The following is a 24,286-nucleotide window of genomic DNA, read 5'->3' on the forward strand; positions in this document are numbered from 1 at the left end:
CCCCTGATCACATCCGGCTGTACCGGCTCCTGATGAAGTTGTACGCACCGAACGCCGCGATGCCCAGCGCCGCGGCGATGAGCAGGAACTTGCCGAACGGCGCCTGTCCGAGTGTCTTGACCGCGGCGTCCAGGCCGCTGGCCTTGGCCGGGTCGGCCTGGACGGTGGCGACGATGACGAGCAGCCCGGCGCCGGCCAGGACCAGGCCTTTGGCCACATAGCCGGTGACGCCGACCGCGGTCACCGCGGTCCCGCCGGAGACCCGCAGGTCGTCGAGGAACTTCTCCGAGACCCCCTTGTACACGTGGTAGGCGCCCACCGCGGCGACACCGAGACCGACGGCGATCAGCACCGCTTTGCCCCACCCGGACTGCATCAGCTGGGCCGACAGGCCGGCGTTCTGCTGGCTGCTGGACTGGCCGCTGCCCATCGCGTAGCGCGCCGCCGAGACGGCGATCGCGAAGTTCACCACCGCCAGGGCCAGGGCCTTGGCCCGCTTCCAGGCGGGGTTGTCGCCCTGGCGCCCGGAGCTTTCCCCGGGTTTGGCGCCGATCACCGCCTCGGCAACCCGCCACAGGCCCAGCGCCACCAACCCGGCCGCGGCCACCCACAACATGACGGTCCCGCCGGTTTGGCCGGCCAGCGTCGCGAGCGCACCGGACTGGTCGGCGTTGTCGGGCCCGCCGCCGGCGCCGCCGACGAAGGCCAGCTTGGCGATGATGAAGGCGACGAGCAGGTGCAAGAGGCCGCTGGCGGCGAAGCCCGCCCGAGCCAGATATTGGAAGGCGTCGCTGTCGGTGGCGCGGTCGGCGGCGCCGTGGGCGCTGCGGTGCAGCGACGATGCGGAAGGTCGGGTGGCCATCGGGGGTCCTCCTGGTCGACGGATGGTGCCGGATACCCCAGATTTGACGCCGGTGAAACTGCGATTTCGCCGGCTGGGGATGGTCGCGGGGTTGGGGATGGTTTCCAGGTCCTGTCGGCGGCCCGGAGCACGGTTGTCCTGTGACCGAAACACCTACTCGCGGCGAGCTCGGGGCGTGGGGCGAGCAACTGGCCGTGGACTACCTGCAGGCACACGGATTGCGTGTGCTGGAACGCAATTGGCGATGCCGATACGGTGAGCTGGACATCGTCGCCGCTGACGACGCCGCGGATGCGGCGGTGTTCGTCGAGGTGAAGACCCGCACCGGCGATCGCTTCGGCGGTGTCGCCGAAGCGGTCACCCCGGCCAAAGTGCGCCGCCTGCGGCGGCTGGCCGGGCTGTGGTTGACCGCGCAGGACAAACGGTGGACCGAGGTGCGCATCGACGTGATCACCGTGCAGGCAGGTCGGCGCCGCATCCCCGAGCTCACCCACATCACGGGGGTGGGGTGATGACACTGGGGCGGGCGTTCTCGGTGGCGGTACGTGGGGTCGAGGGGGAGACCGTCGAGATCGAGGCCGATATCTCCTCGGGCCTGCCGGGCGTCCATCTGGTCGGCTTGGCCGATGCCGCGCTGCGCGAATCGCGCGATCGCGTCCGCGCGGCGATCAGCAACTGCGGTTTCGAATGGCCGAAGACCCGGCTGACGCTCGGCCTGTCGCCGGCGACGCTGCCGAAGATGGGCTCGGTGTACGACACCGCGCTTGCCGCGGCCGTGTTGTCGGCGCACGGCAGGAAATCCTGGCCGCGGTTGGACAAGACGGTGCTGCTGGGAGAACTTGCGCTCGACGGGCGGGTGCGACCGGTCAAGGGTGTGCTGCCCGCGGTGCTCGCCGCGCAGCGGCAGGGCTGGCCCACGGTGGTGGTCCCCGTCGAGAACCTGGCCGAGGCCAGTCTCGTCGACGGCATCGAGGTGTGGGGGGTCGGCAGTCTGGGACAGCTGCGGTCCTGGCTCGCCGGCAAGGCAGATCTGCACCCGCGGGTCGAGCGCAGGCAGCAACCGCCCGATCCCGGGCACGACCTTGCCGACGTCGTCGGTCAGTCCCACGCCCGGTACGCCGTGGAGGTCGCCGCGGCGGGTGGGCACAACCTGCTGCTGACCGGGCCGCCGGGGGTGGGCAAGACCATGCTGGCCCAACGTATGCCGGGCCTTCTGCCTCCGCTCTCGCATGCCGAGTCGCTGGAAGTCACCGCGATCCACTCCGTTGCCGGGCTGCTCACCGGTGACGCCCCGCTGATCACCCGGCCGCCGTTCGTGGCACCGCACCACACCGCGAGCATCGCTGCGCTCGTCGGAGGCGGTGTGGGAATGGCCCGCCCGGGCGCGCTCAGCTGCGCCCACCGCGGCGTGCTGTTCCTCGACGAGTTCGCCGAGATCAACAGCGGCGCCTTGGAGGCGCTGCGGACACCTCTGGAAGACGGTGAGATCCGGTTGGCCCGTCGCGATGGTGTCGCGTGTTATCAGTGCCGGATCCAGCTGGTCCTGGCGGCGAACCTGTGCCCGTGCGCGCCACCGGATCCGCGGGACTGCGTGTGCGGTGCCGCCGAGCGGCGCCGCTATCAGACCAAGTTGTCCGGACCGCTGGTCGACCGGGTGGACCTGCGGGTGCAGATGCACGCGTCCCGGGAGGGCACGTTCACCGATGACCAGGGTGAGTCGACTTCTGTTGTCCGGGAACGAGTCTGGGCAGCGCGCGAGGCGGCTCGGGCGCGCTGGGGTCCGCACGGGATCACCACCAACGCCGAAGCCAGTGGTTCGCTGCTGCGGCGGCGCTTCCGGTTGGGCGCCGAGGCGATGAAACCCCTGCGCACGGCCGTGGATCGGGGAGCGCTGAGCATCAGGGGCATGGATCGCAGTATCCGGGTCGCGTGGACCCTGTGCGATCTGGCCGGTCGCACGTCACCGAATCGCGATGACGTCACCGCGGCGATGAGTTTCCGGCAGGGGGGTGGCTTCTGATGGACGAGAACACGCGGCGGGCCTGGGCTTACCTCTCCAGGGTGGCCGAGCCACCGAACCAGCTCCTCGCCGAGTTGGTGTCGCGGGAAGGTGTTGTCGCGGCAGCCGAGCGGATCCGGTGCCGGGATGTCGAGGCCAGGTTGGCCCGGGCCACCGAGGCGCGGTTCGACGTCGACCGGGCCGACGAGGATCTCGAGGTTCTGGATCGGATGGGTGGTCGACTGCTCACCGAGGACGACGACGAATGGCCGTATCTGGCGTTCGTGTCCTTCGCCGGGGTGGATCGCGCGAAACGACCGCAGGCACTGCCGCCGTTGGCGTTGTGGGCGCTCGGTCCGGTGTCGTTGGGTGAGGTGCCAGGACGCAGCGCCGCGATCGTCGGAACCCGGGCGGCCACCGCATACGGTGAGCACGTCGCCGCCGACTTCGCCGCCGGACTGGTCGAGCGCGATGTCGCGGTGGTCTCCGGCGGGGCGTACGGCATCGACGGCGCGGCTCACCGCGCCGCGCTGGCCGGTGACGGTGAGACGGTGGCGGTGCTGGCCGCGGGGTTGGACGTGCCCTATCCCGCGGGTCACTCCGCGTTGTTCCACCGAGTGGCCCGACACGGCCTGCTGGTCAGCGAATATCCGCCCGGCACCCGGCCCACCCGCCGACAGTTCCTCACCCGCAACCGGCTGGTGGCCGCGCTCGGCGGGGCGACGGTGGTGATCGAGGCGGGTGTGCGCAGCGGTGCAGCGAACACTGCCGCCTGGGCCGACGCCCTGGGTCGGCCGGTGTGCGCCGTGCCCGGCCCGATCACGTCGGCGGCCTCGGCGGGCTGCCACGAGCTGGTCCGGGAGCGCAGGGCCGAGTTGGTCACTCGGGCCGCCGAGGTCGTCGAACTCGTCGGACGGTGCGGCGAGCTCGCGCCCGAGCGTGACCGACCCGTCACCGAGGTGGACGGTCTCAGCGACCGGGAACTGATCGTGTTCGAAGCGCTGCCGGGACGCGGTGCGCGTTCCGTGGACGAGATCGCGGTCGCTGCGGGCATCCCGGCGACCGACGTTCTCGGGCCGTTGACCATGCTCAACGTGCGTGGGCTGGCAGTTCAGCAGGACGGGTGCTGGAAGCTCGCCAAACGCCTCGCCAAACGCTAGGTCCCTGCGCCGGGACGGGCGCTCGTATAGTCGGACACGACAGCGAGGTAGCGGAGGAACTGAAGTGGCAGGACGTCCCGTGCACACCTTCGAGGTGGTGCGCACCGAACAACTGGCCCCGCATATGGTGCGAGTTGTGCTCGGCGGCAATGGATTCGATACGTTCACCCCGAACGTGTGCACCGACTCCTACGTGAAGTTGGTATTCGTCGCCGACGACGTCGACGTCGCCGAACTCGATCAGCCGCTGACGTTGGACAGCTTCAACGCCCTGCCGCCGCAGCGGCGACCCACCGTGCGCACCTACACCGTGCGTCGCGCCGATCCCGACCGCCGCGAGATCACGATCGACTTCGTGGTGCACGGCGAGCACGGTGTGGCGGGACCGTGGGCTGCCTCGGCCGTACCCGGGCAGCGGTTGTTCGTGATGGGGCCCAGCGGCGCCTACGCACCGGATCCGGCCGCCGACTGGCACCTTTTCGCCGGCGACGAGTCGGCGCTGCCGGCAATCAGCGCCGCGCTGGAAACGTTGCCGGACAACGCGATCGGCCGAGTGTTCATCGAGGTCGCCGGGCCGGAGGACCAGGTCGAACTCACCGCGCCCGCCGGCGTCGAGGTGATGTGGATCTACCGCGGTGGGCGCGCCGACCTGGTGCTCGACGACAGCGCCGGCGATCACGCACCGTTGATCACCGCGGTCAAGGAGACCGCCTGGCTGCCGGGCCAGGTGCAGGTGTTCATCCATGGGGAGGCGCAGGCCGTCATGCACAACCTGCGGCCCTACATCCGCAAGGAGCGCGGCGTGGAAGCCAAATGGGCGTCCTCGATCTCGGGCTACTGGCGGCGGGGCCGCACCGAGGAGACGTTCCGGCAGTGGAAGCGCGAACTCGCCGAGGCCGAAGCGAAATAACCGTGGGGGCCCGGCCGCCGATGGCAGGCTGATGCCATGACCTTCGGTAACTACCAACTCGAGATCTACTTGCAGGGCCTGTCCGGCGTCCTGCCGAACCTCCCGATGGACTATGCCGGCTGGGAGGCCAAGGCGGAGTCGGCGATGCCGCCGTCGGTCTGGTCCTACGTGGTCGGCGGCGCGGGCGACGAGAACACCCAACGCGCCAACCGCACCGCGTTCGACCGCTGGGGACTCGTCCCCAGGATGCTCATCGGGGCCACCGAGCGTGATCTGACCGTGGACCTGTTCGGCATGACACTGCCGTCTCCGCTGTTCATGGCGCCGATCGGGGTCATCGGGATCTGTGGACAAGACGGCCACGGCGACCTCGCTGCGGCCCGTGCGGCGGCGCGCACCGGGGTCCCGATGACCGTCTCCACCCTCACCGAAGATCCACTGGAGGACGTGGCCGCGCAGTTCGGGGACACTCCGGGATTCTTCCAGCTCTACACACCCACCGATCGCGACCTGGCCGCGAGTCTGGTGCACCGCGCCGAGACCGCCGGGTACCGCGCGATCATCGTCACGCTGGACACCTGGATCCCCGGTTGGCGGCCCCGCGATCTGGCGATGTCGAACTTCCCCCAGTTGCGCGGGCGCTGCCTGGCGAACTACACCAGCGATCCGGTGTTCCGGGCAGCGCTGGCGCAGACACCGGAGGAGAACCTGCAGGCAGCGGTCCTGCACTGGGTGCAGTTGTTCGGGAATCCGTTGACCTGGACCGACCTTCCGTGGCTGCGGTCGCTGACGGATCTGCCGCTGGTGCTCAAGGGTGTGTGTCACCCCGACGACGTCCGGCGCGCCAAGGACTCCGGTGTGGACGGCATCTACTGCTCCACCCACGGCGGACGGCAGGCCAACGGGGGATTGCCCGCGCTCGACTGCCTGCCCGGGGTGATCGAGGCCGCCGACGGACTGCCGGTGCTCTTCGACTCCGGGATCCGCAGCGGAGCCGATATCGTCAAGGCGCTCGCGCTGGGTGCCACCGCGGTCGGGGTCGGGCGGCCCTATGCCTACGGCCTGGCCATCGGCGGCGAGGACGGCATCGTGCATGTGCTGCGTTCGCTGCTGGCCGAGACCGACCTGATCATGGCCGTCGACGGCTATCCCACCCTGGCTGATCTCACTCCGGACACGCTGCGGCGCGTCCTGTGAACCAGCAGCCGGTTTCTGCCACGGTGGCGGCGTGGAGACCGGCGGGCAGCAGCGTAGCGACACGGGGATCGAATATTGCCTCCAGGAGTTCGACGAGTATCTCGCGCTCGAACGCGGCCGCTCCGAGCACACTCGCCGCGCCTACCTGGGTGATCTACGGTCGCTGTTCGGCTTTCTCGCCGACCGCCGGCCCGACACCGGCCTGCGCGGCCTGACCCTGCCGGTGCTGCGGTCCTGGCTGGCCGCGCAGGCCGGCGCCGGCGCCGCCCGGTCCACGCTGGCCCGCCGTACCTCGGCGGTGAAGACCTTCACCGCCTGGGCGTTGCGGCGCGGTCTGATCGCCGAGGATCCCGCCGTTCGGCTGCAGGTGCCCAAAGCGCGGCGCACGCTGCCCGCGGTGCTGCGCCAGGACCAGGCGCGCGATGCCATGGAGGCCGCCGAATCCGGTGCGCAACAGGGTGATCCGCTCGCGCTGCGGGACCGGCTCATCGTCGAACTGCTCTACGCGACCGGCATCCGGGTCAGCGAACTGTGCGGCCTCGACGTCGACGACGTCGACACTTCCCGGGGGGTGGTGCGGGTGCTGGGCAAGGGCGACAAACAGCGCACCGTTCCCTACGGTCAACCGGCGCACGCCGCGCTGACCGGATGGCTGACCGAGGGCCGACCCGCGCTGGTCACCTCACGTTCGGGACCGGCGCTGCTCCTGGGTGCGCGCGGTGCCCGGCTGGACCCCAGGCAGGCGCGCACAGTCGTGCACCAGACCATGGCCGCGGTCGCGGGTGCGCCCGACATCGGGCCACACGGGCTGCGGCACAGTGCCGCGACACACCTGCTCGAAGGCGGTGCCGATCTGCGGATCGTTCAGGAGCTGCTCGGCCACTCCACGTTGGCCACCACCCAGCTCTACACCCATGTCACCGTCGCCCGGTTGCGCGCTGTGCACGACCAGGCGCATCCCCGGGCCTGACGGCGGAGATTGGGTCAGTGACCGCCCTGACCGTAGGCGTGCTGGTACCGGTGGTGCAGCCGGTCGATATCGGCGGCGTCGATCGGCAGCGGTGCGCCGAGCTGTCGGCTGATGTGGACCGTGCGCGCCACATCCTCGAGCATGACGGCGGCCTTGACGGCGTCGCGCGCGGTGCGACCGATGGTGAACGGGCCGTGATTGCGCATCAGCACCGCCGGCGAGTTGCTGCCGGCCAGGGTGGCCACGATGCCCTGGCCGATGGAATCGTCGCCGATCACCGCGAACGGACCGACCGGGATGTCGCCACCGAACTCGTCGGCGATCATCGTCAGCACACACGGAATGGGCTCGGCGCGCGCCGCCCACGCCGTCGCATACGTCGAGTGGGTGTGCACCACACCGCCGACCTCGGGCATGTGGCGGTACACGTAGGCGTGCGCGGCGGTGTCCGACGACGGTGCGAGGTCACCGGCCACCGGGCGGCCGGCCAGATCGCACACCACCATCTGTTCCGGGGTGAGCGAATCATAGGACACCCCAGAGGGTTTGATCACCATCAGGTCCGCTCCGGGAACTCGCGCGGAGACGTTGCCGGCGGTCCAGATGACCAGTTGATACCGCGTCAGTTCGGCGTGCAGTGCGCATAACTGGTCGCGCAACGCCGCGATCGCATCGTCGATCTCGACGGACGGGGTGAGGGTCATGTCAATGCTCCCACGTTCGGGTGGTGGTTGGCCTCGCGCAGTTCGCGCATCATGGTGTTCTCTCGTCCGAAGTGGTCGTGCAGCGCCAGGTACTTGGCGTAGAGGGCGTCATAGCGCTCCACGTTCGCCGGGATCGGGAGGAAGGCCCGTTGCTTGCGCCGCCCCATCCGGGCGGCGGCCTCGCGCACCGACGGGTACGCTCCCGCCGCGGTTGCGGCATGGATGGCCGACCCCAGAGCGGGCGCCTGCGCCGACTGCACACACGACAGCGGCAGGCCGGTGACATCGGCGTAGATCTGCATCAGCAGGCTGTTCTTCACCAAGCCTCCGGCGACCACCAGTTCGATGATCGGAACACCGTGCCGCTGCAACGTTTCCACGATCACGCGGGTCCCGAACGCGGTTGCTTCGAGCAGCGCGCGGTACTGGTCCACGCAGGTGGTGGCCAGGGTCTGGCCGACGATCACCCCCGAAAGCCGGTGATCGACGAGCACCGACCGGTTACCGCTGTGCCAGTCCAGCGCGATCAGGCCGTGCTGGCCCACCTCCTGGGTCGCGGCCAGCGCGCTCAGGTGTTCGTGCAGGGTGCGACCGGACGCGGCGGCCTCCCGCTCGTAGCGGCCGGGGACACACTGCTCGACGAACCACGCGAAGATGTCGCCGACCCCCGACTGACCCGCCTCATAACCCCACAGTCCGTCCACGATGCCGCCGTCGACGACACCGCACATCCCGGGGACCTGTTGCATCACAGTCGCATTGACCACGTGGCAGGTAGACGTGCCCATGATCGCGACCAGCCGGCCCGGATCGAGGGCGTCGGCGGCCGCGGCGGTGACGTGGGCGTCGACGTTGCCGACCGCGACCGGGGTGCCCACCGGCAGTCCGGTCCACTCGGCGGCCCGGGCGGTGAGCCCGCCGGCGCGGTCACCCAGACGTCCGATCGGCTGGTCGATCTTGTCGACGACGACGTCGGCGAACCCCGGATCCAATGCGGCCAGAAACTCCCGCGACGGGTAGCGTCCGTCCTGCCGTATCGCTTTGTAGCCTGCGGTGCAGACATTGCGGACGTATGTTCCGCACAGCTGCCAGACGATCCAGTCGGCGGCCTCCACCCAGCGGTCGATCGCGGCGTACAGCTCGGGATCCTCGTCGAGGATCTCCAGGGCTTTGGCGAACTCCCACTCACTGGAGATCAGACCACCGTAACGACTCAGCCAGCTCTCGCCCCGCTGCGCGGCCAGACGGTTGATGCGGTCGGCCTGCGGCTGGGCGGCGTGGTGGCGCCACAGCTTGGCGTAGGCGTGCCGGTGATCGCGCCACGGCTCCAGGTCGCACAGCGGTGTGCCGTCCTGCCGGGTCGGGACCATTGTGCAGGCGGTGAAGTCGGTGGCCAGCCCGATGACATCGGCGGGATCGATGCCGGCGCTGCGCACCGCGGCGGGCACGGCGGTGCGCAGCACGTCGAGGTAATCACCGGGGAACTGCAGCGCGTAGTCCGGCGGTAGCGCAGTGGCCGGCCGGTCCGGCAGATGCTCGGTGATGACACCGTGCCGGTAGGCGTGCTCCGCGCTGCCGACCTCACCGCCGTCGGACACCCGGACCACCAGCGCCCGTCCCGAGAGCGTTCCGAAATCCACTCCCACCGTGTATTTTTCGGCGGACTTTTCGGCGCCGTTCACAGTGCGCCGGGATTCGTGGGGTAGGAGGCGAGGTGATGATGCGGCATCGACAATCCCTTCTGCGCACCCGAGTGTTAGCGCTCACATGTTAGCGATAACACAATCTACCGGTCAATGGGACCGGCCTCACGATCAGCGGCGTACCGAGCTCTGGCGCACGATGAGTTCGGCGGGAATCAGCGCGTTCGCGGTGGACGGCTGCCCGTCCGGGCCGCGCTCGATCTCCTCGACCAGCAGGTCGACACTGCGACGTCCGACCGAGGCGAAATCCTGCCGCACCGTGGTCAGCGGCGGGCAGAAGAACTCCGATTCGGGGACGTCGTCGAAGCCGCCGACCAGAACGTCGCCGGGAACCGAGCGGCCGGACTCGGCCAGGCCACGCAGCACGCCGAGCGCCATCTGGTCGTTGCCGACGAAGACCGCCTCCACGGTGGGGTCGGCGCCGAGTGCGAGACCGGCGGCATAGCCCGAGCGGGGCGTCCAGTCACCGTGGAGCGGTTCCGGAATCGCACAGCCCTGCGCGATGAGTTCGTTGCGCCAGCCCTCCAGTCGCGCGTCGGTTTCGGTCCACTCCGCGGGGCCGGTGATATGCCACACGGTCGTGGCACCGCCGCCGAGCAGGTGCCGGGTCATCTGGCGGGCGCCGTCGGTCTGATCGACACCGACGACCGGGATCCCCAGACCCGCCGTGGCATCCACCGCGACGACCGGAACCGGATTGCGCAGAGTCCGCAGGGCCTCCCGGTTGGCAGCCAGCGGCGCAATGACGATCACGCCCTCCACCGACTGTTCCTCCAATCGCCGCAACGCCCGGGGCAGGGTGGTGCTGTCGACCGTCGAGTCGGTGGCGACGCTGACGAAGAATCCCGCCTCGGTGGCAGCCTGCTCGATCGCATAGAGCATGCTGGCGGGACCGAACAACGTTGTGTTGAAACAGATGACGCCGATGGTGGCGGTGCGCCGGGTCACCAGGGCGCGCGCTGCGAGGTTGCGGCGGTAGCCCAGCTGGTCGATCGCCTCGGTGACCCGCTGGCGGGTCGAGTCGCGCACGGCGTCGGACCCGTTGAGTACCCGCGAGACGGTCTGGTGTGACACCCCGGCCAGGCGGGCGACGTCGAACATGCTGACGTGGCGTCCGGCGCTACCCCGCGGTGGTGGCACGTGATCTCCTCGTCTGTGCGTGCCGCGCCCGGGCTTGGTACGAGCACTCGGCTATCGCATGTTAGCGCTCACGACCTGGAACGATGTGTCGTCCGGGCGCTTCGTGTCGGCGCACCGTTGACAACGGCGTGAGCGCCATCACATACTTGTCCCCGAATGTTAACGCTCACATTAGTGATGCGGTCGGCCCGAATCTCGGGAGGTAGTCGATGAAGAAACTGAACTGGGCAGCGGTGCTGGTGATCGCGCTGCTGGCGGCGGCGCTGGCCGGCTGCGGCAGAGCCGCCGAGACCGCCGACTCCGGCGGACAGAAGGGCACTATCGGGATCGCGATGCCCACCAAATCCTCCGAACGGTGGGTCGCCGACGGGCAGAACATGGTCAACCAGTTCCAGGAACTGGGGTACCAGACCGATCTGCAGTACGGCGACGACATCGTGCAGAACCAGGTCTCCCAGATCGAGAACATGATCACCAAGGGGGTGGACCTGCTCGTCGTCGCCCCGATCGACGGCTCGTCGCTGACCGCCACCTTGCAGAACGCCGCGACCGCAGGCATCCCGGTGATCAGCTACGACCGTCTGATCCGCGGCACCGACAACGTCGATTACTACGCCACGTTCGACAACTTCCAGGTCGGTGTGCTGCAGGCGCAGTACATCGTCGACACGCTCGATCCCGACGCCGCACCCGCGCCGTTGAACATCGAACTGTTCGCGGGCTCGCCGGACGACAACAACGCGACCTTCTTCTTCGACGGCGCGATGAGCGTCCTGGCTCCCTACCTCGACAGCGGCAAGCTGGTGGTGCGCAGCGGTCAGACCGATTTCACCCAGGTGGCCACCCTGCGGTGGGACGGCGGACTGGCCCAGTCCCGGATGGACAACCTGCTCAGCCAGGCCTACACCGCCGTCCCGATCGACGCGGTGCTCTCCCCGTATGACGGGATATCCCGGGGCGTGATCTCCGCGCTCAGGAGCGCCGGCTACGGCAACGCCGCCCGACCGCTGCCGGTGGTCACCGGTCAGGACGCCGAGCTCGCGTCGGTGCAGTCGATCGTGGCCGGTGAGCAGACCCAGACGGTGTTCAAGGACACCCGTGAGTTGGCCCGCTCTGCGGTCCAGATGTCCGATGCCGTGCTCAACGGCGGTGAGCCGGAGGTCAACGACACCGAGACCTACGACAACGGGGTCAAAGTGGTGCCCGCCTACCTGCTCGAGCCGGTCAGCGTCGACAGAGCCAATTACGAACAGGTGCTTGTCGATTCGGGCTACTACACGCAGGCTCAGGTGCAATGACCCGGCAGGGTTCGGCGCTGCTGGAGATGAAGGGCATCACCAAGGAGTTTCCCGGTGTCCGAGCTCTCTCCGATGTCGATCTGCGGGTCGACTCGGGTGAGATCCACGCCATCTGCGGTGAGAACGGTGCGGGCAAGTCCACACTGATGAAGGTTCTCAGCGGGGTGTATCCGCACGGAAGCTACCGCGGTGAGATCTACTTCGACGGGAAACTGTGCGAGTTCAAAGACATCCGCTCCAGTGAACGGTGTGGCATCGCGATCATCCACCAGGAACTCGCCCTGGTGCCCTACCTGTCGATCGCCGAGAACCTGTTTCTGGGCAACGAGATCCGGCGGTTCGGGGTGATCGACTGGCAACGCACCCTGGAACGGGCCCAGGAACTGCTCGACCGGGTCGGACTCGACGAAAGCCCACAGACCAGGGTCGCCGACATCGGGGTGGGCAAGCAGCAGCTGGTGGAGATCGCCAAGGCCCTGGCCAAGGACGTCCGCTTGCTCATCCTCGACGAACCCACCGCGGCGCTCAACGATTCCGACAGCCGTCACCTGCTCGATCTGATCACCGATCTGCGCGGTCACGGTCTGACCTCGATCCTGATCTCGCACAAGCTCAACGAGGTCCTCGAGATCGCCGACAGCGTGACGACACTGCGCGACGGTGCGACCATCGACACCGTCCGTGTCGCGGACGGGTTGACCGAGGACGCCATCGTGCGCGGCATGGTGGGTCGCGATCTGACCCACCGGTTCCCGCCGCGACTGCAGCGCGACATCGGTCCGGTCGCCTTCGCGGTGTCGAACTGGACGGTGCTGCACCCCATCGACACCCACCGCAGGGTGGTCGACGACGTGTCGCTGGACGTCCGCGCCGGCGAGATCGTCGGTATCGCCGGATTGATGGGCGCGGGCCGGACCGAGTTGGCCATGAGCGTGTTCGGCCGTTCCTACGGGCGGTACGTGAGCGGCCGGGTCAGCAAAGGCGACCGCGACATCAACACCAGCACGGTCCCGGCAGCGATCGGCAACGGCATCGCCTACGTCACCGAGGATCGCAAACAGCTGGGGCTGAACTTGATGGACAGCATCGCCACCAGCATCACCCTGCCGTCGCTGACGAAGATCAGCCGCCGATCGGTGATCGACTTCCGCGCCGAAACCACTGTCGGCGAGCAATTCCGGGAATCGATGCGGATCAAGGCATCGTCGGTGTCGACGGTGACGGGCAAACTGTCCGGCGGCAATCAGCAGAAGGTGGTGCTGAGCAAATGGCTGTTCACCGATCCCGACGTGTTGATCCTCGACGAGCCCACCCGGGGCATCGACGTCGGCGCCAAATATGAGATCTACCAGATCATCAACGAACTGGCCGCCCGCGGCAAGGCCGTGATCGTGATCTCCTCCGAACTACCCGAGCTGCTCGGTCTCTGTGATCGCATCTACGCGTTGAGCCAAGGGCGGCTCACCGGCGAAGTCGAGCGGGCGCGCGCCGATCAGGAGACCCTGATGCGGCTGATGATGAAAGGACGCTGATTCCGTGACCGCCACCGTCGACCAACCGTCGCAGAATTCGCCGGTGACCCAGCAGCCCAACGGATCTCATAGTAATCCGCCCGGCCTGCGGGACCGCATCGCACAGTTCCTGATCTCGCACATCCGGCAATCCGGCATGGTGGTCGCCCTGCTGGCGATCGTGCTGCTCTTCCAGGTCTGGACCGACGGCATCCTGCTGATGCCGCTCAACGTCACCAACATCATCCAGCAGAACGGCTACATCCTGGTGCTCGCGATCGGGATGGTGATCGTCATCATCAACGGTCACATCGACCTGTCGGTGGGCTCGATCGCCGCGTTCACCGGGGCGATGTCGGCGGTCCTGATGGTGCGCAATGATCTGCCGTGGCTGCTGGCGGTGGTGCTGTGCGTCGCGATGGGCGCTTTGATCGGAGCCTGGCAGGGGTTCTGGATCGCGTTCGTGGGCATCCCGTCGTTCATCGTCACCCTCGGTGGGATGTTGATCTTCCGCGGCGCCACGCAGTACATCCTGCAGGGGCAGTCGATCGCGCCGATGCCCCCCGCGCTGCAGACGTTCAGCAGCGGGTTCCTGCCCGAGTGGGGGACCGACGCGCTCTACCATTGGCCCACGATCCTGCTCGGCGGCGTGATCGTGGTGGCTGCGGTCGGCATGCAGATACGCCGGCGTCGCTCCCAGATCCGCTTCGGTCAGCCGGTTTCGGGTATGGCGCTGTTCATCGCCAAATGCGTGGCGATCACCGGTGCGCTGGGCGCGGTCACGCTCCTGTTGGCCAGCTATCGCGGCGTTCCGATCGTCGGCATCATCCTGGTGGTGCTGACGCTGGTCTATGCGTTCCTAATGCGCAACACCGTGTTCGGCCGGCAGGTGTACGCGGTCGGCGGGAACGCCGCGGCGGCCAAGCTGTCCGGCGTCCGCAACCGGTGGGTCACGCTGCTGGTGTTCGTCAACATGGGTGCGCTGGCGGCGGTCGCGGGCCTGATGTTCGCGGCGCGGCTGAACTCGGCCACCCCGCAGGCGGGTATCAACTTCGAACTGGAGGCGATCGCGGCCGCGTTCATCGGCGGGGCCTCCTCCAGCGGCGGAGTCGGGACGGTTCTCGGCGCCATCGTCGGCGGGCTGGTGCTGGGTGTACTCAACAACGGCATGTCGATCCTGGGAATCGGCACCGACGTCCAGCAGGTCATCAAGGGGCTGGTGTTGCTGGCCGCAGTGGGTTTCGACGTGTACAACAAGCGTCGCGGTGGCCGTTAACCCGCCGATGCCGGTAGCGCACAGTGCCGCATCGGCTGTGCGCAAGACGGTGACGACCCTGGCCGACGGGCGCCGGCTGATCTATTTCGACGACAGCGACGCGCCGGCGCGGACCGCACGTGACACCCGTACCCTCCCGCCGGCAACCTCGCACTCCCAGTTGCGCTATGACGCGCTGACCGGGGAGTGGATCGCCATCGCGGCTCAGCGCATGGACCGCACCTATCTGCCGCCGGTGGCGGCCTCGCCGCTGGCGCCGACCCGGCCGGGCGGCCCGGCCACCGAGATCCCGGCCGCCGACTACGACGTCGTGGTGTTCGAGAACCGGTTCCCATCGTTGTCGGCGCGTGCGGCCGACCAGACCCTCCCGCCGCACCTCGACGCCGAACCGCTGTGGCCGCTGCAGCCGGGAACCGGGTGCTGCGAGGTGGTCTGCTTCACCAGTGACCCGCACGCCAGCTTCGCGACACTGGGTCATCGGCGCGCCCGCACCGTGATCGACGTGTGGGCTGACCGGACCACCGAGCTCTCCCAGTTGCCCGGCGTCGCACAAGTGTTCTGCTTCGAGAATCGCGGCCGGGAGATCGGGGTGACGCTGACCCACCCGCACGGACAGATCTACGCCTATCCGTATCTGCCGCCGCGCACCGAGGCGATGCTGCGCCAGGCGCGACGGCACCGTGCCGCGACCGGGGCCGATCTGTTCGCCGATGTGCTCGACGCCGAACGGCGTTCGGGCCGGCGGGTGGTGGTGTCCGGCGAGCAGTGGACGGCGTTCGTGCCCGCCGCCGCACGCTGGCCGCTGGAAGTACAGCTGATGCCGCACCGCGAGGTGGCCGATTTCCCGGAGCTTTCCGACGACGAGAGGGACGAGTTGGCCACCATCTATCTGGACCTGCTCGGCCGGGTCGACCGCTTCTTCGACGGGGTCGACGAGACCCCCTACGTCGCGGGGTGGCACCAGGCCCCGCTGAGCGCCGACCGCGGACTCGGACGGTTGCACCTGCAGTTGTTCTCGGTCATGCGCTCGCCCGGTCGGCTCAAGTACCTGGCCGGGTCGGAGTCGGGAATGGGGGCCTGGATCAACGACACCACCCCCGAACGGATCGCCGATCGGTTGCGGGAGGTCCGGTGAACGCGTTCCCGATCACGCGGCCACGTCTGCTGCCGCCGGTGCCCGACCAGGTGCTCGCCGAGCATGTCCACACGGTGTTCGCCGAAGCGTTCGCCGTTGCGCCGCAAGGTGTGTGGGTGGCCCCGGGCCGGGCCAACATCATCGGTGAGCACGTCGACTACGTGGGCGGACGGGTGGTGCCGTTCGCGTTGCCCTATGCCACCGCGGTGGCGGTCAGGATCCGTTCCGATGACGTGGTGCGGTGCACCTCGACCGGGCCGCACCCGGATTGGACCGGAAGGGTGGGTGACATCGGTCCGGGCCGACCCGCGGGCTGGGCCGGCTACGCCGCCGGGGTGGTGTGGGCGATGGCCTATCACGAGACCATCGCCAGGATGCCCGGCGTCGACATCGCCGTGAGCTCCACGGTGCCTCAGGGAGCAGGACTGTCCAGTTCGGCTGCGCTGGAATGCGCTGTCGCATTGGCTGTTGCCGAGCTTGCCGGGGTGGCGACCGATGACACCGGGCGGGCGGTGTTGGCCCGCGACTGTGCGACCGCGGAGAACGTCGTGGTAGGGGCGTCGACCGGCACGATGGACCAGTCGGTGTCGCTGCGCGCCCGAGCCGGACATGCCATGGTGCTCGACTGCGGCGACGGCAGTATCGAACACATCGCGCTCGACGGGGGAACTCCGGATCTGGCATTCCTGGTGATCGACACCAACTCTCCGCACCGCCTCGTCGAGGACGACTACCGCAGGTGCCGGACGCAGGTCGAGCAGGCGTACGCGCGGGTGGACCCGACCGTCGTGCACTCCGGTGCGGATGTATCCGATGTGGTCGATCTCGCCACCCTGGGGGCAGCACATCTGCGCGGTTCACTGCGGCACCTCCTCACCGAATTCCGGCGGGTGGACGCCGCGGTGACGCGGTTGCGGTCGGCGGACCTGGCAGGTATCGGACCGTTGTTGAGTGCCTCGCACAACTCGCTGCGCGACGACCTGGGGGTGAGTGCACCGGAACTGGACCGAACGGTCGAGGCGGCGCTCGACGTCGGCGCGCTCGGCGCCCGGATGATCGGCGGCGGGTTCGGTGGCTCGGTGCTGGTCCTCACCGAGCGCAGGCGGGTGCCGGTCGTCGCCGAGGCGGTGCTGCGACGGGCACACGACAACGGGTTGCCGCAGCCCCGATTTCTGGCCGCCCCCTGCGCGGCCGCGGCGCGCCGCGTCTACTGAACGGGGCTCTGATAGCGGATCGACCACGACGCCGACCAGTACTGTCCCGGGCCCAGCCAGCGCAAACCGGAGCCGCTGTTGAACGCGTCCGCCGGCGCCGACATCGGTTCGACCGCCACCGCGGTGACGTGTCCGTCCGGCGCGGGATAGTGCCGGGTCACGAAGATGTGCACATAGTCGAATCCGGTTCCTGCACACAGTGACACGGAACGACCGTCAGGTGCCCGCAGCGTGTGGGTGCTGACACCGCCGACGGTGCGCACCCCGGTCCAGCTGTCGTCGAGATCCAGTTCCGCGACCCGGCGCCCCCGGCGCAGGTCCCACCGGGTGCCCGCCACCGCGGTGGTGCCGATGGGATTGAGTCTGGCATCGACGTCGATGTGCCGGTCCGCCGCGACGGTCAGCACGAGATCCTCGGTGGGGACGCCGCCGATGCCGAGGAACGGATGCGCCCCCACCGCGACGGGAGCGGGTGTGGAGCCGAGGTTGCCCACGGTGTGGGTGACGCTGAGCCCGCAGTCGGTCAGCGCGTACCGCACCCGGGTCCGAAGGCTGAACGGGTAGCCGTGCTGCGGGTGGATGCGGGCGCCCAATGTGACCGCTGCGGCACTGATCTCGGTCGGCCGGTAGGCGGTGAAGCACAGTAGCCCGTGCAATGCGTTGCCGTGCTCGGGTTCGGTGATGTCGAGTTGCTGGGGCACCCCGTCGAGCTGCCACCGGCCGTCGCGCACCCGATTGGGCCACGGCGCGAGCACCACACCGCTGAAGAACGGGCGCGGCGTGGTGGTGCGGTACCCCGGTGTGAGAGCCACCCCGCCGACCCAGAGCTCTCGGAGCCCGGCACCGACCTCGGTGATCACCGCCCGCACCGGTTCCCGACCGGGCAGGGTCAGCTCGTATTCGTCCCCGCACGTGGAGGTCTCGGTCACCGGTGCGACGATGGTCACAGCCCGGCCGCCAGATGGTGGTAGGCGTTGTTCCAGCGCAGTTCCCGTGCGAACGAACCGATTGTGGTGTCGGCGTCGATGACGAGCAGTTCGGTGCCGGTCATGGTGGCGAAGTCGGCGAACGGTTCGGTGCCCAAGGCGGTCGTGAGCACCGTGTGGTGCGGCGCCCCTGCGGCCAGCCACGCCTCGGTCGAGACCGACCAACTCGGCAACGGTTCCCACACCGCGCACGCGACCGGTAGCCGGGGGAGGGCGGCGGTCGGCTCGACGACCCGAACGGCGTTGGCCACCAAGCGGAACCGCGGTCCCATATCGCAGATCCCGAGGATGGTGGCGTCTGCGGGGGTGGCGGTGAATCGCAGCCGCACCGGATCGTCGCGGTCGCCGATCGACAACGGGTGCACCTCCAGCGAGGGCCGCGATTCGGTGATCGACGGACACACCTCGAGCATGTGCGCCCCGAGGACGCGCTCCCGGCCGGGCGTCAGGTCGTAGGTGTAGTCCTCCATGAACGAGGTGCCGCCGGCAAGCCCGTCGGCCATCACCTTGACGGTCCGCAGCATCACCGCGGTCTTCCAGTCGCCTTCACCGCCGAATCCGTATCCGTCGGCCATCAACCGTTGGACGGCCAGCCCGGGCAGTTGGGTCAGCGCGCCCAGATCCTCGAAATTGGTGGTGAAGGCCCGGAAGTCGTGCTGTTCCAGGAAGCGGCGCAGACCGGCCTCGATCCGGGCGCCGTCACGCAGTGCGGTGTGGCGCGCACCGCCGGGCAGCAGCTCTTCGGCCACGTCATAGCGGTCGCGGTACTCGCGGATCAGTTTGTCGACGGTGTCCTCGCCTATCCGCGACACGGCGTTGGCGAGGTCGTTGACGGCGAAGCTGTTCACCGACGCGCCGAAATGTGCCTCCGCCTCCACCTTGTCGCCCTCGGTGACCGCAACGCTGCGCATGTTGTCCCCGAAGCGGGCCACTTTCATGGTGCGTATCTCGGCGAAGCCGAGCGCGGCCCGCACCCAGGCGCCGATCCGGCGCCGTACCGTCGGATCGCTGGCATGCCCGGCAACAGTCTTGCGGGGCACCGAAAGCCGAGACTGGATGAAACCGAACTCGCGGTCGCCATGGGCGGCCTGGTTGAGGTTCATGAAGTCCATGTCGATGGTGCTCCACGGCAGCTCCACATTGTGCTGGGTGTGCAGATGCAGCAGCGGGCGATCCAGCGCCTTCAGCCCACGAATCCACATCTTGGCGGGGGAGAAGGTGTGCATCCAGGCGACGATGCCGATGCAGTGCGGATCCCGGTTCGCGTCGGCCACCACCGCGGCGATCGCCTCCGCCGACACCACGGTCGGCTGCCAGCGCACCCGGACCGGAATCTCGGGAGAGCTGTCGAGCAGTGCGGCGATCTCCTGCGATTGCACGGCCACCTGTTCCAAGGTGTCCGGTCCGTACATCGACTGACTGCCGGTGACGAACCAAACCTCGGAGTCGACGAGGCGGGAACCGATCATGCCCTGAGTCCTTTCTGCTGATTCGGAAACGCCCGGCCACTACTGGCCCGGACGACCAACTGCGGCGCCAACAACGGGGTCGCCACCTCGACGCCGCTGAGCACGGCGGTGACCACCTCGATTGCCCGTCTTCCCACGGCAGGGAAGTCTTGGTGCACGGTGGTCAGCGACGGGTTGGTGTAGGCCGCCTCGGGGATGTCGTCGAAGCCGACCACACTGACGTCGGCCGGGACCGCGACACCGGCCTGCGCGAAGGCGTGCAGGATGCCCAGCGCCATCTGGTCGTTGGCGACGAAAACCGCGGTGAAATGGCCTCGTTCGGCCAGGGAGCGGCCGATTGCGCAGCCGCGGGCCGGGCTCCAGTCGCCTTCGAGGTCGGCGTCGACGCGCAGTCCCTCGCGACGCATGACCTCGATGTAGCCGGTGCGGCGTGCCCGCGCTTCGGTCCAGCTCAGGGGCCCCGACACGTGCACGATCTGCCGGTGCCCCAGATCGACGAGGTGCTGGGTGGCCAGCCGTGCACCGGCTGCCTGGTCGACGCCCACCGACAATCCGCGTCCGGTCAGCTCGCCCTCGACCAGGACGAGCGGGGTCGAGGTCACCTCGGCATGCGCGACCGCGAGCGCGTCGTTCTGAGTCGCGATCATCACGATGGCCTCCACCGACTGGCGATCGAGATGGTCCAGGGCGTCGCGCAGTTCGTGATGGGTGACCTCCGAGAGGGTGACGACGCTGCTGAAGTAGCCGGCCGAGCGGGCCGCTTCCTGCAGCGAGTGCTGAATGCTCGCGGGCCCGTGCTGGGACGTGTTGCTGCTGATGATGCCGATGGTCTTGGACCGGCGGGTGACCAACGTGCGGGCCGCGGTGTTGGGTCGGTACCCCAGGGCAGCGATCGCGTGCTCGACCCGCGAACGGGTCGCCGGCCGGATGTTGTCCGAGCCGTTGATGACCCGCGACACCGTCTGATGGGACACGCCCGCGAGGCGGGCGACGTCGGCCATGACAGGTCGCCGCAGCGCCCGGTCGGCGCTCATCGGGTGTCCCTCGACAGTGCGCGCTGAACCAGGACGAACAACAACAGCAGCACGCCGGTCACGATCCGGGTCCAGTACGAGTCGAGGTTCTCCGCGGTCACCAGGGTCTGGATGGTGCCCAGGATCAGTACGCCGATCACCGATCCGAGGACCAGCCCGACGCCGCCGGAGAGCAGCACCCCGCCGATGACGACCGCTGCGATGGCATCGAGCTCGAGCCCGATCCCGTTGAGGCTGTACCCGGAGAGCTTCTGCACACTGAGCAGCAGTCCGGCCAGCGATGCGCACAGACCGCTGACCACGTACACCGACACCCGGGCGCGGCCGGCGGCCAGGCCCATCAGCATTGCCGATTGACGGTTACCGCCGACGGCGTACACGGTGCGCCCGAAGCGGGTCTGATGCAGCACGTAGGCCGCCACCGCGATCACGATCAGCATCACCACCACGGTGGGACGGATGAACTTGTCCTCCCAGACATAGAGGTAGTGCAACCCGAAGGTGCGCAACCACGGGTCGTTGATCGGCAGCGTCTCGACGCTGACCACGTAACACAGGCCGCGCGCCAGGAACATGCCGGCCAGCGTCACGATGAACGGCTGCACCTCGAAGTACTCGATGATCAACCCCATCACCAGCCCCAGTGCGGGTCCGACCAGCAACACCACCGCAACGGCGACCGGGGTGGGCCAGCCCACCTGCAGGGTCTTGGCCAGGATGACGGTCGACAGCGCCACCACCGACCCGACACTGAGGTCGATCCCGCCGGTGAGGATGACGAAGGTCATTCCCACGGCGAGCACCACCAGGTGGGCGTTGTCGATCAACAGATTCAGGAACAGCTGTGTGGGACTGGAAAATTCGTAGCGCAGGACGACGAAACCGAACAACGCGACGAACAACCCCGACGACGCCAGCAGCGGCCGGAAGCGACCGCCGAGGTCCACCCCGCGGGGTAGGTCCAGGAGTCGGGGCCGGGGCGCGAGCTCAAGGCTCATGACGTGCTCACCTTCTGCGAGCGCGGCTCGGTTGCCGAAGCCGGGTGCGCTGTGTCGGGTTGCGGGGGCCCGGCGGGCCGCACCGGTCGTCGGGTGCGTCGGCGGACGAGGCCGCGCCGCAGCAACGCCCGGAACTTGGGCGCCTGCGCCAGACAGACCAGGATGACCGCGGCGGCCTTGAACACCAACGTGGTCTCCGGCGTGATGCCGGCGGTGTAGACCGTGGTGGTCAGGGTCTGGATGATCAACGCACCCAACAGGGTTCCGGTCAGGCTGAACTTGCCGCCGAGCAGCGACGTGCCACCGATCACCACAGCCAGGATCGCGTCCATCTCGATCCAGAGTCCGGCGTTGTTCGCGTCGGCGGCGGCGATGTTCGACGCAATCATCACGCCCGCGACCCCGGCACACACCGCGCAGAACACGTACACCGCGAAGACGATGCTGCGATAGCGGACCCCGGCGAGCCTGCTGGCCTCGGGATTGATCCCGACCGCCTCCACCAGCATCCCCAGCGCGCTGCAGCGGGTCATCAATCCCACCAGGGCGAACACCGCGAGGCTGACCAGCACCGCCACCGGCAACCCGAAGGCATATCCGGCGCCCAGGACCTTGAAGGGTTCCCCGGTGACCGTCAGGATCTGGCCCTCGGTGATGAGCAGTGCGATGCCGCGGCCCGCCGTCATCAGCACCAGAGTGGCGATGATCGGCTGGATTCCGAATATCGAGACCAGCGCGCCGTTCCACAGTCCCAGTACCGCTGCCGCGCCCAGGGCGAGTGCCATCGCCACGATGATCGTGGTGGTGCTGGTGGGATCTGCGGAGCCGGCGACGTGGGCGCACGCCAGCGCGCCGGAGATGGCGACCACGGCGCCGACCGACAGATCGATCCCGCGCGATGCGATGACCAGAGTCATGCCCAGGGCGACCAGCATGGTCGGCGCCCCGTTGCGCAGAATGTCGATGGTGCTGCCGTAGAGGTGTCCGTCCTGAATACGCACGCTGAGGAATCCGGGGGTCAGCACCACGTTGAGCGCCATCAGCGCGACCAGCGCGAGGGCCGGCCAGATCAAAGGTGAGCCCTTGACCCGGCGCAGCAGCGGCCCCCAGCCGGTTCGGATCCGGCCGACGGTGTCGGTCGCGGGGTCGGTCGCGGGGTCGGTCGTGTCGGTTGTGGTTTCGGGACCGGTCATTCTCGTGCGCTCCCGGCGATCAATGCGGTGAGGTCGGAAACCGAACAGCCGCCGCTGATCTCGGTGACGGTCCGTCCGTCGCGGAGCACCGCGATGCGGTTGCTGATGCGGGCGACCTCATCGAGCTCGGCGGAGATGAACAGCACTGCCATCCCGTCGGCCGACAGCTGGGTGATCAGCCTCTGGATCTGCGCCTTGGCGCCCACGTCGATACCGCGGGTCGGTTCGTCGAGGATCAGCAGCCGGGGCGCGGTGATCAGCCAGCGGGCCAGCAGCACCTTCTGCTGATTGCCGCCGCTGAGATTCTTGATCGGGATGTCGGGGTCGGCGGGACGGATGTCGAGCATGGCGATGTAGCGCTTGACGAGGTCGTTCTTGACTTGTGCGGCCAGCGGTCTGGCGAACCCACGACGCGCCTGCAGTGCCAGTACCAGGTTGTCGCGCACAGACATGTCGGCGACGATGCCCTCGGTCTTACGGTTCTCCGAGGTGAAGGCGAACCCGTAGTCGATTGCGGCGCGCGGTGAACGGATCTGTACGGGTGCACCGTCGACACGGATCTCGCCGTCGGTCAGCCGATCGGCGCCGAAGACCAGTCGCGCCAGTTCGGTGCGTCCGGACCCGAGCAACCCGGCCAGCCCCACGATCTCACCGGCTCGCAGGTCCAGGTCGGTGGGCTTGACCCGCGGGGCGCGCTCGATCTGCCGCATCGACACGAACGCGGTGGCCGTCTGGTCCACCCGCAGTTCCGAAGCGTCGGAGGCGATCTCGCCGAGTACGTCGAGTTCGTGACCGACCATCGCCGCGATCAGCCGGTGACGGTCGAGGTCGGCGGTGCGCCATTCACCGACTGTCCTGCCGTTGCGCAGCACCGTCATCCGGTCCGAGATCTCGTAGACCTGATCGAGGAAGTGGGATACGAACAGGACGGCTGCGCCGCGCTCACGGAGTCGACGGATGACGCGGAACAGCTCGGCGACCTCGTCGGCGTCCAGACTCGAGGTGGGCTCGTCGAGCACGAGCACTTTGGCCGACACGGCCATCGCGCGGGCGATGGCGACCAATTGCTGGACGGCGATGGGATGGGTGCCCAACGTCGAGCGTGGGTCGATGTCGAGTTCGAGCTGCGCCAGCAGCCTGCGTGCCGCATCGTGCACTGCCCGGTACCTGATGCGACCGAAGCGGCGGGGCTCCCGGCCCAAGAGGATGTTCTCGGCGACCGTGAGGTTCGGGCACAGGTTGACCTCCTGGTAGACGGTGCTGATCCCGGCTTCTTGGGCTTGCCTCGGCCCGGTGAACCGGCGGGGCACGCCGTCGACGGTGATCTGACCGCCGTCGATGTCGTGGACGCCGGTCAGGGCTTTGATCAGCGTCGACTTTCCGGCGCCGTTCTCGCCCATCAGCGCGTGCACCTCACCGGGGAGCAGCCGGAAGTCCACCCCGTCGAGCGCTTTGACCCCGGGGAACGTGACGTCGATGCCGTGCATCGACACCACCGCTTCGTCGCTTCGGTCCATGTCAGCCGGT

Annotated in this window: 21 protein-coding genes; 11 read left to right on the top strand and 10 right to left on the bottom strand. The window is 68.5% G+C overall.

From position 1 onward, the window contains the following. Positions 1–7: 7 nt before the first annotated feature. Positions 8–862 carry a DUF1206 domain-containing protein gene (locus ACNUDN_RS10335; RefSeq protein WP_419121846.1) on the bottom strand — a complete coding sequence of 285 codons (855 nt, stop codon included), beginning with the start codon at positions 860–862 and terminating at the stop codon, positions 8–10. Positions 863–1,002: 140 nt separating this feature from the next. Here ACNUDN_RS10335 and ACNUDN_RS10340 point away from each other — a divergent pair, with 140 nt between their 5' ends. The 6 genes from ACNUDN_RS10340 (at position 1,003) to ACNUDN_RS10365 (ending at position 7,098) form a co-directional block, all read left to right on the top strand. Then, the gene (locus ACNUDN_RS10340) at positions 1,003–1,374 is read left to right on the top strand and encodes a YraN family protein (protein WP_419121847.1); all 372 of its coding nucleotides are present in this window, start codon (positions 1,003–1,005) and stop codon (positions 1,372–1,374) included. Continuing rightward, the gene (locus ACNUDN_RS10345) at positions 1,374–2,882 is read left to right on the top strand and encodes a YifB family Mg chelatase-like AAA ATPase (RefSeq protein ID WP_419121848.1); all 1,509 of its coding nucleotides are present in this window, start codon (positions 1,374–1,376) and stop codon (positions 2,880–2,882) included. Before ACNUDN_RS10340 ends, ACNUDN_RS10345 begins: the two co-directional genes overlap by 1 nt. Continuing rightward, entirely contained in the window at positions 2,882–4,021 is a 1,140-nt protein-coding gene (gene dprA, locus ACNUDN_RS10350; RefSeq protein ID WP_419121849.1) for a DNA-processing protein DprA, read from the top strand. Before ACNUDN_RS10345 ends, dprA begins: the two co-directional genes overlap by 1 nt. 64 nt (positions 4,022–4,085) lie before the next feature. Then, the gene (locus ACNUDN_RS10355) at positions 4,086–4,931 is read left to right on the top strand and encodes a siderophore-interacting protein (protein WP_419121850.1); all 846 of its coding nucleotides are present in this window, start codon (positions 4,086–4,088) and stop codon (positions 4,929–4,931) included. Positions 4,932–4,967: 36 nt separating this feature from the next. Beyond that, complete coding sequence (locus tag ACNUDN_RS10360) at positions 4,968–6,128, top strand: lactate 2-monooxygenase (RefSeq protein ID WP_419121851.1); 1,161 nt, start codon at positions 4,968–4,970, stop codon at positions 6,126–6,128. A gap of 67 nt (positions 6,129–6,195) precedes the next feature. Next, positions 6,196–7,098 (top strand): tyrosine recombinase XerC, encoded by a 903-nt coding sequence (locus ACNUDN_RS10365; RefSeq protein WP_419125103.1) that lies wholly within the window; start codon positions 6,196–6,198, stop codon positions 7,096–7,098. Between the two features lie 14 nt (positions 7,099–7,112). Here the strand turns inward: ACNUDN_RS10365 and ACNUDN_RS10370 are convergent, their stop codons facing one another. From ACNUDN_RS10370 to ACNUDN_RS10380, 3 genes are all read right to left on the bottom strand, one after another. After that, positions 7,113–7,802: an L-ribulose-5-phosphate 4-epimerase gene (locus tag ACNUDN_RS10370; RefSeq protein ID WP_419121852.1), complete on the bottom strand. Its 690-nt coding sequence runs from the start codon at positions 7,800–7,802 to the stop codon at positions 7,113–7,115. Further along, positions 7,799–9,484, bottom strand: coding sequence for a ribulokinase (gene araB, locus ACNUDN_RS10375; RefSeq protein WP_419121853.1), 1,686 nt, complete (start codon positions 9,482–9,484; stop codon positions 7,799–7,801). Before araB ends, ACNUDN_RS10370 begins: the two co-directional genes overlap by 4 nt. A 132-nt stretch (positions 9,485–9,616) precedes the next feature. Next, positions 9,617–10,645 carry a LacI family DNA-binding transcriptional regulator gene (locus tag ACNUDN_RS10380; RefSeq protein ID WP_419121854.1) on the bottom strand — a complete coding sequence of 343 codons (1,029 nt, stop codon included), beginning with the start codon at positions 10,643–10,645 and terminating at the stop codon, positions 9,617–9,619. 209 nt (positions 10,646–10,854) lie between these two features. On the opposite strand from ACNUDN_RS10380, the gene chvE reads away from it, so the two are divergent. Genes chvE through ACNUDN_RS10405 form a run of 5 tightly spaced genes read left to right on the top strand, consistent with a single transcriptional unit; the run spans position 10,855 to position 17,079 of the window. Further along, entirely contained in the window at positions 10,855–11,943 is a 1,089-nt protein-coding gene (gene chvE / locus ACNUDN_RS10385) for a multiple monosaccharide ABC transporter substrate-binding protein (RefSeq protein ID WP_419121855.1), read from the top strand. Continuing rightward, complete coding sequence (gene mmsA, locus ACNUDN_RS10390; protein ID WP_419121856.1) at positions 11,940–13,475, top strand: multiple monosaccharide ABC transporter ATP-binding protein; 1,536 nt, start codon at positions 11,940–11,942, stop codon at positions 13,473–13,475. The genes chvE and mmsA overlap by 4 nt, the downstream gene beginning before the upstream one ends. 4 nt (positions 13,476–13,479) lie before the next feature. Then, on the top strand, positions 13,480–14,730 hold the full coding sequence (mmsB, locus tag ACNUDN_RS10395; protein WP_419121857.1) for a multiple monosaccharide ABC transporter permease: 1,251 nt from the start codon (positions 13,480–13,482) through the stop codon (positions 14,728–14,730). Between the two features lie 7 nt (positions 14,731–14,737). Next, positions 14,738–15,865: a galactose-1-phosphate uridylyltransferase gene (gene galT, locus ACNUDN_RS10400; protein ID WP_419125104.1), complete on the top strand. Its 1,128-nt coding sequence runs from the start codon at positions 14,738–14,740 to the stop codon at positions 15,863–15,865. After that, on the top strand, positions 15,862–17,079 hold the full coding sequence (locus tag ACNUDN_RS10405; RefSeq protein WP_419121858.1) for a galactokinase: 1,218 nt from the start codon (positions 15,862–15,864) through the stop codon (positions 17,077–17,079). The genes galT and ACNUDN_RS10405 overlap by 4 nt, the downstream gene beginning before the upstream one ends. Here the strand turns inward: ACNUDN_RS10405 and ACNUDN_RS10410 are convergent. From ACNUDN_RS10410 to ACNUDN_RS10435, 6 genes are read right to left on the bottom strand one after another with little or no spacing between them, the layout of a single operon-like run. Further along, complete coding sequence (locus ACNUDN_RS10410) at positions 17,073–18,008, bottom strand: aldose 1-epimerase family protein (protein ID WP_419121859.1); 936 nt, start codon at positions 18,006–18,008, stop codon at positions 17,073–17,075. The genes ACNUDN_RS10405 and ACNUDN_RS10410 overlap by 7 nt on opposite strands. 14 nt (positions 18,009–18,022) lie before the next feature. Then, entirely contained in the window at positions 18,023–19,534 is a 1,512-nt protein-coding gene (araA, locus tag ACNUDN_RS10415) for an L-arabinose isomerase (protein WP_419121860.1), read from the bottom strand. Next, positions 19,531–20,568 (bottom strand): LacI family DNA-binding transcriptional regulator, encoded by a 1,038-nt coding sequence (locus ACNUDN_RS10420; RefSeq protein WP_419121861.1) that lies wholly within the window; start codon positions 20,566–20,568, stop codon positions 19,531–19,533. Before ACNUDN_RS10420 ends, araA begins: the two co-directional genes overlap by 4 nt. Continuing rightward, the gene (gene yjfF, locus ACNUDN_RS10425) at positions 20,565–21,566 is read right to left on the bottom strand and encodes a galactofuranose ABC transporter, permease protein YjfF (RefSeq protein ID WP_419125105.1); all 1,002 of its coding nucleotides are present in this window, start codon (positions 21,564–21,566) and stop codon (positions 20,565–20,567) included. The genes ACNUDN_RS10420 and yjfF overlap by 4 nt, the downstream gene beginning before the upstream one ends. Further along, positions 21,563–22,759 (bottom strand): ABC transporter permease, encoded by a 1,197-nt coding sequence (locus ACNUDN_RS10430; protein WP_431959812.1) that lies wholly within the window; start codon positions 22,757–22,759, stop codon positions 21,563–21,565. Before ACNUDN_RS10430 ends, yjfF begins: the two co-directional genes overlap by 4 nt. Beyond that, positions 22,756–24,276, bottom strand: coding sequence for a sugar ABC transporter ATP-binding protein (locus tag ACNUDN_RS10435; RefSeq protein ID WP_419121862.1), 1,521 nt, complete (start codon positions 24,274–24,276; stop codon positions 22,756–22,758). The genes ACNUDN_RS10430 and ACNUDN_RS10435 overlap by 4 nt, the downstream gene beginning before the upstream one ends. Positions 24,277–24,286 lie beyond the last annotated feature (10 nt).

Source organism: Mycobacterium sp. smrl_JER01 (genome assembly GCF_048513595.2).
Taxonomy (GTDB): domain Bacteria; phylum Actinomycetota; class Actinomycetes; order Mycobacteriales; family Mycobacteriaceae; genus Mycobacterium.